At 56.2% G+C, this 14569-nt stretch carries 13 protein-coding genes; 6 read left to right on the forward strand and 7 right to left on the reverse strand.

Going from position 1 to position 14569, the window contains the following annotated elements:
- Positions 1-18: 18 nt before the first annotated feature.
- Genes ACTF5F_RS00565 through ACTF5F_RS00575 form a run of 3 tightly spaced genes read right to left on the reverse strand, consistent with a single transcriptional unit; the run spans position 19 to position 3970 of the window.
- Positions 19-798, reverse strand: a complete 780-nt coding sequence (locus tag ACTF5F_RS00565) for a carnitinyl-CoA dehydratase (protein WP_438954934.1) — start codon at positions 796-798, stop codon at positions 19-21.
- A 3-nt stretch (positions 799-801) separates the two neighbouring features.
- A complete protein-coding gene (locus ACTF5F_RS00570) occupies positions 802-2808 on the reverse strand; it encodes an acetate--CoA ligase family protein (RefSeq protein WP_438954935.1) in 2007 nt (668 codons plus the stop codon).
- Between the two features lies 1 nt (position 2809).
- Positions 2810-3970 (reverse strand): acyl-CoA dehydrogenase family protein, encoded by a 1161-nt coding sequence (locus ACTF5F_RS00575; RefSeq protein ID WP_438954936.1) that lies wholly within the window; start codon positions 3968-3970, stop codon positions 2810-2812.
- Positions 3971-4100: 130 nt separating this feature from the next.
- Between ACTF5F_RS00575 and ACTF5F_RS00580 the strand changes: the two genes are divergently transcribed.
- Genes ACTF5F_RS00580 through ACTF5F_RS00600 form a run of 5 tightly spaced genes read left to right on the forward strand, consistent with a single transcriptional unit; the run spans position 4101 to position 10064 of the window.
- Positions 4101-4817, forward strand: coding sequence for a GntR family transcriptional regulator (locus ACTF5F_RS00580; RefSeq protein WP_438954937.1), 717 nt, complete (start codon positions 4101-4103; stop codon positions 4815-4817).
- The gene (locus tag ACTF5F_RS00585) at positions 4807-5715 is read left to right on the forward strand and encodes a dihydrodipicolinate synthase family protein (protein ID WP_438954938.1); all 909 of its coding nucleotides are present in this window, start codon (positions 4807-4809) and stop codon (positions 5713-5715) included. Before ACTF5F_RS00580 ends, ACTF5F_RS00585 begins: the two co-directional genes overlap by 11 nt.
- Entirely contained in the window at positions 5712-7184 is a 1473-nt protein-coding gene (locus ACTF5F_RS00590) for an aldehyde dehydrogenase (RefSeq protein WP_438954939.1), read from the forward strand. Before ACTF5F_RS00585 ends, ACTF5F_RS00590 begins: the two co-directional genes overlap by 4 nt.
- Positions 7174-8724, forward strand: coding sequence for a trimethylamine methyltransferase family protein (locus ACTF5F_RS00595; protein WP_438954940.1), 1551 nt, complete (start codon positions 7174-7176; stop codon positions 8722-8724). Before ACTF5F_RS00590 ends, ACTF5F_RS00595 begins: the two co-directional genes overlap by 11 nt.
- 2 nt (positions 8725-8726) lie before the next feature.
- Complete coding sequence (locus ACTF5F_RS00600) at positions 8727-10064, forward strand: NAD(P)/FAD-dependent oxidoreductase (protein WP_438954941.1); 1338 nt, start codon at positions 8727-8729, stop codon at positions 10062-10064.
- A gap of 3 nt (positions 10065-10067) precedes the next feature.
- Here the strand turns inward: ACTF5F_RS00600 and ACTF5F_RS00605 are convergent, their stop codons facing one another.
- From ACTF5F_RS00605 to zrgA, 4 genes are read right to left on the reverse strand one after another with little or no spacing between them, the layout of a single operon-like run.
- Entirely contained in the window at positions 10068-10571 is a 504-nt protein-coding gene (locus ACTF5F_RS00605) for a DUF3299 domain-containing protein (protein WP_438954942.1), read from the reverse strand.
- 17 nt (positions 10572-10588) lie between these two features.
- A complete protein-coding gene (locus tag ACTF5F_RS00610; RefSeq protein ID WP_438954943.1) occupies positions 10589-11839 on the reverse strand; it encodes an ABC transporter permease in 1251 nt (416 codons plus the stop codon).
- Positions 11836-12531: an ABC transporter ATP-binding protein gene (locus ACTF5F_RS00615; RefSeq protein ID WP_438954944.1), complete on the reverse strand. Its 696-nt coding sequence runs from the start codon at positions 12529-12531 to the stop codon at positions 11836-11838. The genes ACTF5F_RS00610 and ACTF5F_RS00615 overlap by 4 nt, the downstream gene beginning before the upstream one ends.
- Positions 12532-12534: 3 nt before the next feature.
- Entirely contained in the window at positions 12535-13182 is a 648-nt protein-coding gene (gene zrgA / locus ACTF5F_RS00620) for a zinc uptake protein ZrgA (RefSeq protein WP_438954945.1), read from the reverse strand.
- A 336-nt stretch (positions 13183-13518) separates the two neighbouring features.
- On the opposite strand from zrgA, the gene ACTF5F_RS00625 reads away from it, so the two are divergent.
- On the forward strand, positions 13519-14556 hold the full coding sequence (locus tag ACTF5F_RS00625) for a hydroxymethylglutaryl-CoA reductase (RefSeq protein ID WP_438954946.1): 1038 nt from the start codon (positions 13519-13521) through the stop codon (positions 14554-14556).
- Positions 14557-14569: the final 13 nt, after the last annotated feature.

Raw genomic sequence — 14569 nt, forward strand, 5'->3', positions numbered from 1 at the left:
TGTGCTTTTTTGAGGCGATCAGCGGCCTTTCCAAACGGGATCGCGTTTTTCGGCGAAAGCACGGGCGCCTTCCAACTGGTCTTCGCTGCCATACAGGATGTCCACTGACCGCAATTGACGGTTAGTGATCCGGTTCATCGCGTCTTGAAATTTGGAACCCTCTGCGTCCCTCACAACCTCCTTGATGGCGGCATAAACCAAGGGTGGGCCGCTAGCGATCAGTCGGGCCAGTTCCCAAGTCCGCTCGATCAACGTTTCGGGCGCTGTGATTTCATTGACGAGGCCCCATTGCTTTGCTTCTTCCGCGTCAAACCAGCGGCCAGTCAACAAAAGCTCCATCGCGATGTGATAGGGGATGCGTTTTGGCAGTTTAATACTCGCCGCATCCGCCACAGTGCCGGACCGTAGTTCGGGTAGAGCGAAGGTGGCATGATCTGCGGCGATGATCATGTCGGCAGACAAGGCAAGCTCAAGCCCGCCGCCGCAAGCAATCCCGTTGATCGCCGCAATGACGGGCTTGTTTAGATCGCGCAACTCCTGCAGGCCACCGAAACCACCGACACCGTAGTCTCCATCAACAGCGTCACCGTCTGCCGCCGCTTTCAGGTCCCAGCCTGGGCAAAAGAATTTCTCCCCCGCTGCGGTGATGATGGCGACGCGCAGTTCGGGATCATCGCGAAACTCCGCAAAGACGTCACCCATGATCCGGCTGGTCGCCAGATCAATCGCATTTGCTTTCGGTCGATCCAGCGTGACCTCAAGAATGGCACCATCCCGTTTGGTTTTGATGGGGGACATTGGTTAGCTCCTTCTGATCAAAGCGTCGGCGGCAATTGCGCTGTCAGCAGTGCACATCAGTGGGTTGATCTCAACCTCTGATACGCAGTCTGCATTCTGTTCCACATAGGATTGGACCGCCATGATGGCGTCCAACAAGGCAGTCCGGTTGATCGCGGGTTTGCCGCGATAGCCGTTGAGGATAGGGGCGATGGCGAGGGTGCTGAGACCGGCGTCAATTTGATCTCGTGGCGTTGGGATCAGGAATGACACGGTATCTTTCAGAATCTCCGTCAGGACGCTACCTGCACCAATAGTTAAAACAAACCCGTGTGCCGGATCGCGGACAACGCCAATGATTAGTTCGGCAAGCGTGCCTTGCACCATTTCTTCGATCAGAACGTCAGGTGTGCCGATCTCTCTCGCTGCCTCTTCGATGTCTGATGGCTGAACACTTAAGCGAACCGCACTGTGCTCTGATTTATGCGCCAGTCCCACTCCCTTGACGGCAAGTGGTGCGGTCAATTCGCAAAGATCTGGAGTGCTGGCGCTTGTCACATGACCCTTCGGTACAGAAATACCCACAGCCGACAGCGCTTGCTTTGCGTCAAACTCTGGGACCAGTTTGACTTCGTGTTCCGGCCCAACGGGGAGTAGGGCGTCAGTCAACGGCGGTTTGATTTTGCTTGCCACTTCGACGGCTTCTAAAGCCTCTTGCAGTCCCATGAACGGCACGACGCCTGCATCCATCAGCTGATGTGCTGTGTCTTCCGGCATTAGTTCGGGCAGGGTCGCAACAACTGCGAAACCTTGCCCCGTCTGCTTTCTGACGGCAATCGCCGCTTTGGTGGCGTGGATCCAATCTGCTGGGTCTGTTCGTGGATAGTCGACGACAGATAGCGTCATCGCGATATCTCCACCCGTCATGCCGGACCACGCCTTCGTCATCGCGGCGCGATCGCGCCAGATGTAGGTGTGGTAATCCAATGGGTTGCTGAGGGCGACCATCGGGCCCAACGCCTCTCGCAAAGTGTTGAGCTGTTGGTCTTTGAGGTCGGGAAAGCGCAAATCCAGATTGTCGGCCATGTCTGCGACAAGGCTTGCCTCCCCACCCGAGCAACTGATCGAGGCGATATTGCCGTTTGCCAAAGGTCCATGACAATGCAGCAACTTCAGCGTTTCGAGGAAGGTAGGCAGTGTTGACAATCTAGCAATGCCAAGCCGATCCAGCAGGGCCGTCGCGCCTGCATCGCTCCCCGCGAGGGAGGCTGTGTGGGAGACCGTCGCGGCGCGTGCTTGTTCCGATTTGCCGACTTTGATAGCTACGATGGGGATGCCCTTTTCGTGCGCGGCGGCTGCCAATTCCTCCCACTCAGGAATAGTACCGAACCCCTCGATATGAAGACCAATCGCCGTGACACGGGGATCGTTCAGCAGGGCCATCGCAATCTCTGCCTGAGATGTCTGGGCCATGTTCCCGCATGTGATCATGTAGGCAATCGGCAACTGCCGCGTTTGCATCGTTAAATTGATGGAGATGTTAGAGCTTTGCGTGAGGATCGCGACGCCGCTTTCAACCGTGTTACACCCATGCTGGTCCGGCCAAAGCAACGTGTTGTCGAGCGCGTTGATAAAGCCATAGCAGTTTGGGCCAAGGATCGGCATGTCGCCTGCGGCGGCGATCAGCGCGTCTTGCAGATTGGATGCGGTATCATCCTCCGCCTGAGCTTCGGAAAATCCGCTGGCAAAACATACTGCACCACCGCATCCCAGCGCGGATAGGGCTGCGACAACCTCGACCGTCGCTCGTCGGTTGACGCCAATGAAGGCGGAGTCGGGTGCCTCTGGCAAGTCTTCAACAGACGGAAAAGCGGGGGTGCCACTCACCTCTGCCTTCGTTGGGTGAACCGGCCAAATTTCCCCGTCAAACCCCATCTTCCGCGCTTGCAGGATCACCTGCGAACACCATGCGCCCCCGCCGATCACGGCGATGGATTTGGCTTGAAGCAGGCGGGACAGCCGCTGTGACATGTCAGGCGCCCAAAGGCCGCAACAGATCGCGGGAGATGATGTGCCGCTGGATTTCAGATGTACCGTCCCAAATCCGTTCAACCCGCGCATCGCGCCAGAACCGCTCAATCGGGAAGTCGTCCATCAGGCCCATCCCGCCGAAGATCTGAAGTGTCGTGTCAGTGACTTTGGCCAACATCTCAGACGCGTAGACTTTGGCTGAAGCAATTTCCCTGTTTGCAGGAAGGCTTTCGTCTAGCCGCCAAGCGGCAGAAAGTGTGAGCCAGTCAGCTGCGTCAATCTCCGTGATCATGTCGGCGATCTGAAAGCTGACGCCTTGGAATTTGCCAATCGCTTGGCCAAACTGTTTTCGCTCTGCTGCGTAGTTCAGCGCATAGTCAAAACATCGCCGCGCGCGACCGACGCAGAACGCGGCCACCGTGAGGCGCGTGGCGTAGAGCCATTCGTTCATCACCGCAAAACCGCCATCAACCTCACCCAAGACCTGCGTATCTGGCAGGCGGCAGTTGTCGAAGTAGAGGATGTAATTTTTGTACCCTTTGTGGCTGACCGAATTGTACCCTTCGCGCACTTCGAAGCCCGGCGTGCCGCGATCGACGAGGAAGGTTGTGATCCGCTTCTTGGGGCCCTTTGGCGTTTCATCCACGCCGGTTGCGATGAACACGATGAAGAAATCCGCATGCTCCGCGCCAGAGATGAAATGCTTTGATCCATTCACTACCCAATCGCCACCGTCACGCGCTGCCTGACATTTCATGCCGCGCACATCCGATCCCGCGTCTGGTTCGGTCATGGCAAGCGCGTCTATTTTTTCACCCCTGACCGCTGGCACCAGGTATTTTTCCTTCTGCTCATCACGGCACGCCAAGAGGATGTTCTGAGGGCGGCCAAAGAAATGGGTGAGCGCCATAGACCCGCGCCCCAGTTCACGCTCCACCAATGTGAAATCAATGTGCGATAGGCCGGCACCGCCAACCTCTTCAGGGAAGTTGCAGGCGTAGAACCCAAGCTCTTGGCATTTGCGCTTGATCTCGTCCCCAAGCTCTTTCGGAACGTGGCCGGTGCGTTCAACTTCCGTTTCGTGTGGATAGATTTCATTCTCGACAAAGCTGCGGACCGTCGACACGATCATGTCCTGTTCCGACGTCAGACCAAAGTTCATAGCGCTTCTTCCCCTTCACGCAACTTGCCTCGCTCAGCGACGTTGGCATGGGATTTGACGGTCGCGCTAGTAGGAATCCGACTTCACAAGGTAATTGACCGAAATTGTATAACGAAAGTATACAATTTGTATGAGACTGGAATCACCCAAAAATAAAAAGGCCTATTGCGCCGCTGATTTGCGTGAACGCATTTTGACGCAAGATATCCCGCCGGGAACGGACCTTGATGAAGCGAACTTGGCGGAGGAATACGGTATTTCGCGGACGCCCCTGCGAGAGGTGCTGCACCGTCTGGCAGGCGGCGGATACGTTCGGTTGGAGGAGAACCGTGGCGCGAAAGTTGAGTCGCTTGATCTTTCTGCACTGCGCAAATTCTTCCAAACCGCTCCACTTATTTATTGTTCGATTGCTCGGCAGGCAGCTGAGAACAGGACCAGCCAGCAAGTCGCCGCATTGAAAGAGGTGCAACGCGCTTTTGCAGAGGCGACCCGTTTTGGTGATGCGCGGAGTGCGGCACTGCTGAACCACCAATTCCATGACTCCATTGGGCAAATGGCGGACAATCCATATCTGTTTGCCGGATTGAAGAGGATGCTGGTCGATCACACGCGACTGAGCCAAACCTTCTTTCGGCCTGAAACCTCTGCTGATGAGGCACGGGTAAGGAAATCCATCGAACAACATGACGCGATGATCTCGGCCATTGAAGCGCAAGAACCTGCACTGGCCACCGATCTGACCTTGCAACATTGGGACTTGTCCCGTGACCAGCTTGAGAAGTTCGTGAGGCCTGATCCATTGCCGCTCGATGTAATCGCAATGAAGGACCGACGCGATGCAGTTTGAAGGGATCTACACCCCCATAGTGACGCCCTATCATGAAAACTTTTCATTGAATGAAGCGGTGCTGGCGCAGACGGTTGAGCACCTCATTGCCGCTGGTGTGCACGGGATCATCGTCGCGGGATCGACAGGGGAATACTACGCCCAGTCAGAAGAGGAGCGGGTGGCCATGATGTCGCTCTGCGCGAAGCTAATCAACGGACGCGTGCCAATGATCGTTGGCACGGGGGCGATCCGGACAGAGGATTCCGTCCGCTATGCCGAAGCCGCGAAAGCGGCCCGTGCTGACGGCTTGTTGGTTGCAACGCCGCCTTATGCCTATCCGACAGGGCGGGAGATTGCTTTGCACGCTTTGGCCATTGATCGCGCTGCGAACTTACCGATTATGCTCTACAACTATCCGGGCCGCATGTCGGTGAATATGGATGAGGAAACGCTGGACCGTCTTGGTCGTTCGCCGAACTTCTGCGCGATCAAGGAAAGCTCCGGCGACATTAACCGTCTGCACATGTTGGCGCGTGATTATCCGCACATTGCCCTGAGTTGTGGAATGGACGATCAGGCGTTGGAGTTCTTCGCTTGGGGTGCGCGATCTTGGGTCTGCGCAGGGTCGAACTTTGCGCCAGAGGCGCATATCGCGCTCTATCAGGCCTGTGCGGTTGAGGGCGATTTCATCAAAGGCCGCGCGATTATGTCGGCCATGCTGCCGCTGATGCGTGTGTTGGAGCAGGGCGGGAAGTTTGTGCAATGCATCAAATATGGGCTGACCTTGCGGGGGATCGACGCGGGCCCACCACGCAAGCCGCTGCAACCGCTCAACAAGGACGACAAACGCGAATTGGTTGAAGTCATCCGGACTATGAACACGACAGTAGAAAAGATCACAGGAGCAGGCGCATGAGCGATCTTCTGACCCACGACGAATATCAGGCGCTGGCGGAGGCATTGGATCCTCCAACGACAGCCTTCATCGACGGTAAGTTTCAGGCTGGAAAGGGGGCAAAGTTTGCTACCGTGAACCCAGCAACCGGTCAGGCGTTGGCAGAGATTTCTGGCTGCAATGATATTGATGTTGATCTCGCGGTGAGTAAAGCGCGGGGGGCGTTCGATCAAGGCCGCTGGTCCAAGCTGCATCCATCGGAGCGGAAGGATGTTCTAATCCGGCTGTGCAAGCTCATCACACGAAACCGTCGGGAGCTTGCGGTGATGGAAAGCGTCGACAGCGGCAAACCGATCCTTGATTGTGAGACCGTTGACGTGCCGGAGGCGATCCACTGCATCAAATGGCACGCCGAAGCGATTGATAAAATCTACGACCAGACGGGTCCAACAGGGGACGATGCCATCTCAATGATCTTGCGGGAGCCGATTGGTGTTGTGGCCGCGGTCCTCCCCTGGAATTTTCCGCTCATGATGCTGGCGTGGAAGATCGGCCCTGCTTTGGCGGCGGGATGTTCCGTGATTGTGAAACCAGCGGAGCAGACATCGCTGACCGCCTTGCGGGTGGCAGAGTTGGCCTATGAGGCGGGCATTCCGCGTGGTGTGCTTCAAGTGTTGCCGGGTGATGGGCCTTCGGTTGGTGAACCGTTGGGACGGCATATGGATGTCGACATGGTGAGCTTCACGGGTTCCACAGATACAGGGCGCTTGTTTCTCAAGTATGCGGCGGACAGCAACTTGAAAAAGGTTGTTCTGGAATGTGGTGGCAAGAACCCTGCTGTTGTTTTTGATGATGCCGAAAACCTCGATCACGTGGCGGAGCATGTGGTGAACGCCGCGTTCTGGAACGCGGGGCAAAACTGTTCAGCGGCGTCGCGGTTGATTGTGCATGAAGGTGTGAAGGCCGACCTGCTTGAACGGATCGAAGCACGAATCCGCGACTGGAAAACGGGCGACCCGCTTGACCCAGCAAACCACATTGGCTGTTTGATCGATGGCGACCATGCGGCGAAGGTTTGGGGCTATATCGGCGAGACGAAAAAGAACGTCTTTGTCACCCCGTGCATCGTTGAGGTGGGCCGCAACGATGTGATGGCGAAGGACGAGATTTTTGGGCCAGTGCTGTCGGTCATCACTGTCTCCAGCAATGACGAGGCCGTCGAAGTTGCCAACGACACATCTTATGGCCTCGCTGCCTCGGTGTTCACAGTCAATACCCGACGCGCCATTCGTGCCGCGCGGAACATTAAGGCGGGGACGGTGACGGTCAACTGCTATGGGGAGGGGGATATTTCCACTCCTTTCGGTGGCTACAAACAATCCGGCTTTGGCGGGCGCGACAATGGCATTCATGCTCATGATCAGTTCACAGAGTTGAAAACGATCTGGATTGATCTGACTGATCCGAAAGAGGGCGATCATGTCGGTTGATGCTGTAGGTACTACCCGCCGTGGAAGAGGCGCGCGGAAAGCAGCGCGACAGGCGCGGGACATCACTATGTTGCCTGCGCTGAAGCGCGGCATTCCATTGACCGAGCCGATGGATGCGGAACAAATTGCGCGCATCGATGCGGCGTCGATGGATATTTTGGAAAACGTCGGCGTGGTGTTTCGTGACGACATCGCCTTGGCTGACTGGAAGGCAGCGGGCGCAGACGTGCGGGGCGAGACGGTCCATTTGGACCGTAGACTTGTGCGGGACCTGATCAAGACGATCCCGGCGTCGTTCACATATCACGCGCGCAATCCGGCCAATAACCTGCCATTCGGCAACGATCATGCGATCTTTATACCCATGACAGGGGCGCCATACCTGCGGGATCTGGACGATGTGCGCCGCAACCCGACGCTGGACGACCTCGCCAACTTCCACAAGTTGAGCCACATGCTGCCTGCGATGCATTCCTCCGCCCATCACATTGTGGAGCCTTATGACCATCCGATTAGCCAGCGGCATTTGCGGATCACTTATTCGTCGATGAAGCATTCGGACAAGACGTTCATGGGGATGACGACCAGCCCGAAAAACGCCGAAGACGTCATGGACATGTGCGCGATCCTATTCGGGAAAGAGTTTATGGAGACGCATCCCGTTGTTACCGGCAACTGCAACGGCAACTCTCCCTTGGTCTGGGATGAAACGATGCTGGGCGCGATGCGGGCCTTTGCGCGGTGCAATCAGCCGGTGCTCTGCTCACCGTTCGTGTTGGGAGGTGCAAATACGCCTGCGTCCGTCGCGCCGACCGTGGCGCAATTGAATGCGGAGGCTTTGAGCGCCTTAGCCTATACCCAAGTGATCCGAAAAGGAACGCCCGCGATATATGGGCATTACCTTTCGACAGTTTCGATGAAGTCGGGCGCACCGATGGCAGGCACGCCCGAGATTAGTCTGATGAACATGATGATCGGCCAGATGGCGCGGTTCTATGATGTGCCTTGGCGCACGTCCAACACGTTGGGCGGGGCGAAGACGTTTGATGCTCAGGCCGGATATGAAAGCGCCAGCACATTGATGGCCGTAATGATGTCGGGTGCGAATTACATCTGGCATTCGGCTGGGTGGAACGAGGCGGGGATGCATTGCTCGATAGCGAAGTTCATCGTCGATTCGGAGCAATGTGCGATGGCGCATCGCATGGCCTCTGGCATCAACTGGGATGACTTTGATGAAGCAATCAAAGCGGTGGGCGATGTGGGTCCGGGTGGTCACTACCTCGGCCATCCGCACACGTTGGAGAATTTCCAACGAGCTTTCTTCATGCCAGAAATGTTTGACAACAACTCGATCGAGCAATGGCAGGCGGAAGGATCCGTTGAGATCAATGAGCGTGCCCTGCAGAGGGCGCGTGCCCTGCTCAACGAATATGAAGAGCCAAAACTGGACGAAGCAGTAGATGAAGAGTTGCGGGACTACATCGCGCGGCGGGAGCGGGAGATTCCTGCTGCGGATGCGCTCAATCAGGATCTCTAGCCTTGCGGATTTCTGTCACCAAACAACCCATTGATCCCGGCCCTGCAGGATGGCGCGACCTGTTGCAGGCGCCTGCGTCATTCCCTCGGCTAGAGCAAAACATGATGGCGGAATGGGTAGTGATCGGCGCGGGATTTGCGGGCCTTTCTGCCGCGCGTCGTTTAGCGCAGCGGTGTCCCGCGGATCGGATCGTTGTGTTGGATGCAAAACAAGTGGCGGAGGGGCCAGCGGGTCGCAATTCCGGCTTCATGATTGATCTGCCGCATGACCTCGCGTCGGAGGATTATGGCGGCGCGGTCGAGGCTGACAAAGTCCTGATCGAGGACAATCGCTACGCCATCGATTTCGCGGCGGAGATGGCGGAGGACTTTGGCCTCGGCGCCGACGTCTTCGACCGTTCGGGCAAGATCAACGGCGCGGCCACGGCCAAGGGCCACAGTCATAATGTCGATTATGCAAGTCATCTTGCAGGGTTGGATGAAGAGTCCGAGCTTTATGACGCCCAAACGATGAAAGAGATTACGGGAACGGACTACTATCAAAGCGGCCTTTTCACCAAAGGCACAGCGATGATCCAACCCGCTGCCTATGTCTTAGATATCGCTCATGGGATGTCCTCTAACCGGCTTCAGATTTTTGAGAATTCAGGCGTGACGGGCCTAAAACGGAACGGGGCTTGGCAGGTCGAGACAGCGAGCGGGACTGTGACAACCCCGAACGTTCTTCTGGCTGTGAACGGCCACCTCAATAGCTTTGGCTACATGAAGCGGCGGTTGATGCATGTCTTTACTTATGCCTCGCTCACGCGGCCGTTGACCGAGGAGGAAGTCAAGGCGCTGGGCGGCAAGCCCGTATGGGGACTCACGCCTGCTGATCCTCTCGGCACAACAGTCCGGCGGCTGAGCGGCGCGAGTGGGGACCGCATTCTTGTGCGGAACCGCTTCACCTTCGATCCATCGATGGAGGTGGATGCAGCTCGGATGTGGCAAATAGCAAAGAATCACGACGCTGCCCTCTGCGCCCGCTTCCCAATGCTGAAGCATGTTGAGATGGCATGGCGTTGGGGTGGACGGCTCTGCCTGAGTCGGAACAGTGTTGGCATTGTTCAGGAGTTGGAAGATGGCCTGTTCGCGGCATGCTGTCAGAACGGTCTTGGCACGACGCGGGGGACATTGGCCGGTATCTTAGCCGCTGATTTGGCGACCGGACATACGTCGGACCGGCTGGATCGCGCGATCCATGCAGACGCGCCGCAAAAGCTGCCACCGAATTGGATCACCAAGCCGGCGGCAAATGCTCTGTTGCGCTTTCAGGAATATCGGGCGGGGAAAGAAGTCTGACGTCTACCAGGCATAAACTTCCATCGCGTCAGCCGTCAAAGAGTACCCTGTTCGGCCAAGGTCTGTGTCTTGCAACTTTGTCCGCATTTCGCCCGTAACCCAGACCGCTTCCCATAAATCGGTTGCGGGCCAAGGCGTTTCCGTCCGTGTGACAACAAGCTGGTTCGCGGGCGGCGGCGGCGTGTGTATGCAGGCACCAGCGTAGGGCACCAGCAGGAAGTCATAGACACCGTCTGCGGTCATCTCTAACGGCACCACGAAGCCCGGGATTTTGACGTAGGTGCCGTTCAAGTCTTCATTCACTTTCAGCGCGTTCGCGTCATAGATTGGTCGCCAGAAATCGCTCGCCACATCCATCTGCCCCTCGGCAATAATCTCAGAATATGGAACGCCGGGCGGGATCAGATCTTCCCACATCGTTTCGCGCGGCGTCTTAGCCAAAGCCGCGTTCGGTGCAAAGGCTGACGCAGAAAGTAGGGCAAGTGTGGAACGTCGTGAGAGCGTCATGGTCGATCCTGAAAAGGCTAGCTTCGAACCATCATACCATCGACAAGGGACATTCGGTAAGCCCGGAATGCGGGCAATATGCTTACAACTGCGCTAGCGACGATAATTCCAATCAGAATGAGGACGTTGGTGCTGGTAAGCATGGTGATCGGCACCCAAAGCCCAAAATTTCTGTCTATGATCGGTTGCGCGATGTAGAGCGCCAAATATAGCAGCGCAACGCCGATAAGGACGCCAATGACCGTGATGATGATTGCCTCGAAGACCAGCAACCCAAAGACCACGCGTGGCCGCGCACCCATTGCGCGGTAAATCGCCATCTCGCGGCGGCGTTCGTTCAGGCTTGAGAAAATCACAGCCGTCATGCCGATCAGCGCCGTTGCCACAACCATCGCGGAGATGGTGAGAAGGGCAGACTCAGCTACACCAATCACACCCCAAAGCTCCTGCAGCGCCACGCCGGGCAGGACTGCGAGCAAGGGTTCTTCGGGATACGTGTTGATGGCACGCTGTAGGCCAAACGTTTGAAGTGGGTTCTTTGACCCCACCAAGATTGCGGTCACTGCCTCAGGCTTTAAGTCCATTTCGCGTAACTCGTCCGGTGTCGTGATCTGCCCAGGGATTTGCGCGCCACCGCGCCAATCGACATGGATCGCTTCGATCCCTTCAAGGCTGATGATCACGGTCCGGTCCACAGGTGTGCCTGTCTTTTCCAGAATACCTGAAATGCGAAACGGTTGGTTTTCATGTTCGGTGAATGATGCAAGGCCGTGCGCCACGACAATCGGGTCTCCAACATTGTATTGCAAAGTCGCCGCGACATCCGCGCCAATGACCGCATCAAACAGGTCGGACATGACAGCGCCATCTAACAGGCGCAATGACTGACTCTGACGGTATTTGTAGTACTCGAAATAGGCTGGCGTTGTGCCCATCACGCGGAACTGGCGGTGGCTGTCGCCCAAGGATATGGGGACTGTCCAATCAACCTCTGGCCGCGCGACGATGTCCTGAAAGCTTTCCCAAGAGACGTTGTTGGTTGCGTTCCCGATATGGAAGACGGAGTAGAGCATCAGCTGAACCGCGCCGGATCGTGCACCGACGATAAGGTCGGTGCCTGAAATCGTGTCAGCAAAGCTGGCCTTTGTACCTGTCCGCACCTTTTCCACGCCAAGAAAGAGCATCACAGACACGGCGATTGCCAGAATGGTCATCGCAACGGTCAAACTGCGGGTGCGGAGGGACGCGAGTGCTAAGCGCACCATCATAGGGCGGGCTCCCCAACTGTGGCGACGTCGGACATTTTTAGCACGCGGTCAAACTTTGGAGCGAGGCGGGTATCATGGCTGACCATCAGCAGGGATAACCCAGAAGCGTCGAGTTGGTCGAACAAGAGATCAAGAAAAGCTGACTGACTACCTTCGTCTAAGGCGGAGGTGGGTTCGTCCGCAACGATCAACGGGGGGCGCCCGATCAGAGCGCGGGCGGCGGCCACGCGCTGTTGCTGGCCGACGCTCAAACTGTTCGCCCGCCGCCCCAAGACTTCTTCTGGCAGGCCCAAGGCGGCGCACAATCTTGCCGCTTCACTCCTCGCCTCCTTCGCTGTGGATCGTCGGCTTGGCGCGAACTGCAGTGGTAACATGATATTGTCCAATACAGTTGCGAACGGCAACAGATTGAACTGTTGGAAGATAATCCCAATCTGCGCCGCGCGGTACTGGTCGCGTTGGCGGGGGGCCAATTCACCAAGCGACTGCCCGTTCAAAACCACGTCGCCCGACCCTGCTTCTACTGTACCGCACACGAGCGACAGAAGTGTCGATTTACCCGTCCCGCTTTCGCCTATGAGGAGCAGCTTTTCCTCCGCGCTCATGTTCAGGTCTGGGATGTGCAGCCAAAACGAATCGGACGCCTGCCATCTGAAATCGAGATTGCGAATGTGCAGGACGGGACTCTTCAATAGTTAGAGACCTTCCAATACCAGCTCTGGCTCATCACGCTCCACTTCGTAAGCCATCGCGCCTTTAGTGGTGATCACCTGAACTTCAAGTTCCAAGGCATTTGGGAACTGCTCAAAGTAGGGGAAGCTGATATTTGTTAGCGCGTCCATGTTGGTGCAAGAGAACTCATACTCAGCGTAAAATTCCGTGTGGCTTTCGCCAGCTTCTTCGTCGTGGTCATGTTCATCATGATCATGGCCGTCATGTTTTTCGTCGTCATGATCGTGATCGTCGTGCTCTTCGCTGTCAACATGCTCCTCATGTTCGTCATCGTGACCATGCTCGTCATGATCGTGCTCATTACCTTCGAGATGTGCTTCGGCTTTCGCTGCGCTGCACCCTGCGTCAGATGGCAACCCGAAAAGTGCAGCAGGATCAGACAGGAGCGTAGTCGCGGTAGTGATAGCGGCCTTATCTTCGTCAGTTGTTGCCTCATATTCAAAGCCAACAATATCGGATCCTGGGGCTTCAAGCTCCATCGCCAATGTCTTCCCAAACAAGGCGATGTTGAGCGCGCCCACACCGTGTTCATGCGTATCATGTTCGCGTGACCCTTCGGCAAGGCCGGCGGTGGCAAAAGAGATTAGGGCAAGTTTGGGGAGATGTTTCATGACAAGGTCCGTTGAATTGTGGGCAACCTGAGAGACCTGTTATGTTATAATATAACAGAAAGCAATGTAGTTTGTTTTGAGCTGATATTTTGGTGACAAACCTCCAAGATGTGTCGTTTGGTCACAACTTCTGGGGTTGAGCTGCACAAGAGTTCACCCAAATCTTTATTGACATCTGGCGGTCTGCGTTTGATTGCATCAGCGCCCGAAAAACCAGTGTCTTCAGTGTTCAATCTGTGGCGCAGGCGTATGTCGGTGCGGCAGAAAAAGTGTAAATTTTAGTTTACATATGTACTGTCAAGTTGAATAGTTGTGTGGCTAAGAAGGAAACGTTGCATGAAGAATCGCGTGCAGGACATTACGCCGCTCCCGACTGAGTGGATTGGTCCGATCAGCATCACAGGGAATGTGATGGAGGAGCAGGTCAGTGTTCCTATGGCCACCTATGAAACCCCGCTTTGGCCTTCAACAGGTCGCGGTGCGCGGGTTTCGCGTCAAGCGGGCGGTGTGCGGTGCACGTTGGTAGATGAGCGGATGACACGATCCGTCGTCGTGCGAGCCAAGGATGGCGGCGCCGCTTTCAGTGCGTGGCAGTCGATCTCCTCTCGGTCTGATGAAATTCAGGCGGTGATCGCAACGACCAGCCGTTTTGCAAAGCTTGTCGACATGAACCGTCAGATTGTCGGCAATCTGCTGTTTATCCGGTTCGAGTGTGAAACGGGTGATGCGTCTGGCCACAACATGGTCACAGGCGCCGCTGATGCGCTGCTCGGCTGGATCCTGCAAGAATACCCAGAGCTGGAATATGCCAGCATCTCCGGAAATCTCTGCACAGACAAAAAAGTCAGTGCCGTGAACGGCATTTTGGGCCGCGGCAAATATGTGATCGCTGAGATGGAAATTTCGCGTGAACTCTGCACCAAACAGCTCCGCACCACGCCGGAAAAGATGGCGCAGCTGAATCTTGAAAAGAACCTGATCGGCGGCACCGTCGCAGGATCGCTGCGCAGCGCGAACGCCCATTTCGCAAACATGCTTTTGGCGTTCTTTTTGGCCACGGGTCAGGACGCAGCAAATATCATCGAAGGCAGTCAGGGCATCGTGCATGCAGAAGCGCGGCCTGAAGGTCTTTATTTCTCCTGCACACTTCCAAACCTGATCGTTGGGTCCGTGGGAAGCGGCAAAGGAAATTCCGTAGTGGAACAGAATCTGGTTCGACTGGGTTGTAAGGAAGATCGCGCACCGGGTGAGAACGGGCGTCGTCTTGCTGTTTTGTGTGCCGCCACAGTTTTGTGTGGCGAGCTTTCGCTACTTGCGGCACAAACCAATCCGGGTGAACTGATGCGCACGCACTTCAAGATGGAGCGCGGCTAAGTCAAAGAAAGGG

Source organism: Cognatiyoonia sp. (genome assembly GCF_965661665.1).
Classification (GTDB): Bacteria; Pseudomonadota; Alphaproteobacteria; order Rhodobacterales; family Rhodobacteraceae; genus Cognatiyoonia.

Excerpts from the sequence above, each read along its gene's own strand:
- ACTF5F_RS00565 (WP_438954934.1), bottom strand. The coding sequence starts at position 798 with ATGTCCCCCATCAAAACCAAACGGGATGGTGCCATTCTTGAGGTCACG.
- ACTF5F_RS00570 (WP_438954935.1), bottom strand. The coding sequence starts at position 2,808 with ATGTCACAGCGGCTGTCCCGCCTGCTTCAAGCCAAATCCATCGCCGTG.
- ACTF5F_RS00575 (WP_438954936.1), bottom strand. The coding sequence starts at position 3,970 with ATGAACTTTGGTCTGACGTCGGAACAGGACATGATCGTGTCGACGGTC.
- ACTF5F_RS00580 (WP_438954937.1), top strand. The coding sequence starts at position 4,101 with ATGAGACTGGAATCACCCAAAAATAAAAAGGCCTATTGCGCCGCTGAT.
- ACTF5F_RS00585 (WP_438954938.1), top strand. The coding sequence starts at position 4,807 with ATGCAGTTTGAAGGGATCTACACCCCCATAGTGACGCCCTATCATGAA.
- ACTF5F_RS00590 (WP_438954939.1), top strand. The coding sequence starts at position 5,712 with ATGAGCGATCTTCTGACCCACGACGAATATCAGGCGCTGGCGGAGGCA.
- ACTF5F_RS00595 (WP_438954940.1), top strand. The coding sequence starts at position 7,174 with ATGTCGGTTGATGCTGTAGGTACTACCCGCCGTGGAAGAGGCGCGCGG.
- ACTF5F_RS00605 (WP_438954942.1), bottom strand. The coding sequence starts at position 10,571 with ATGACGCTCTCACGACGTTCCACACTTGCCCTACTTTCTGCGTCAGCC.
- ACTF5F_RS00610 (WP_438954943.1), bottom strand. The coding sequence starts at position 11,839 with ATGATGGTGCGCTTAGCACTCGCGTCCCTCCGCACCCGCAGTTTGACC.
- zrgA (WP_438954945.1), bottom strand. The coding sequence starts at position 13,182 with ATGAAACATCTCCCCAAACTTGCCCTAATCTCTTTTGCCACCGCCGGC.
- ACTF5F_RS00625 (WP_438954946.1), top strand. The coding sequence starts at position 13,519 with ATGAAGAATCGCGTGCAGGACATTACGCCGCTCCCGACTGAGTGGATT.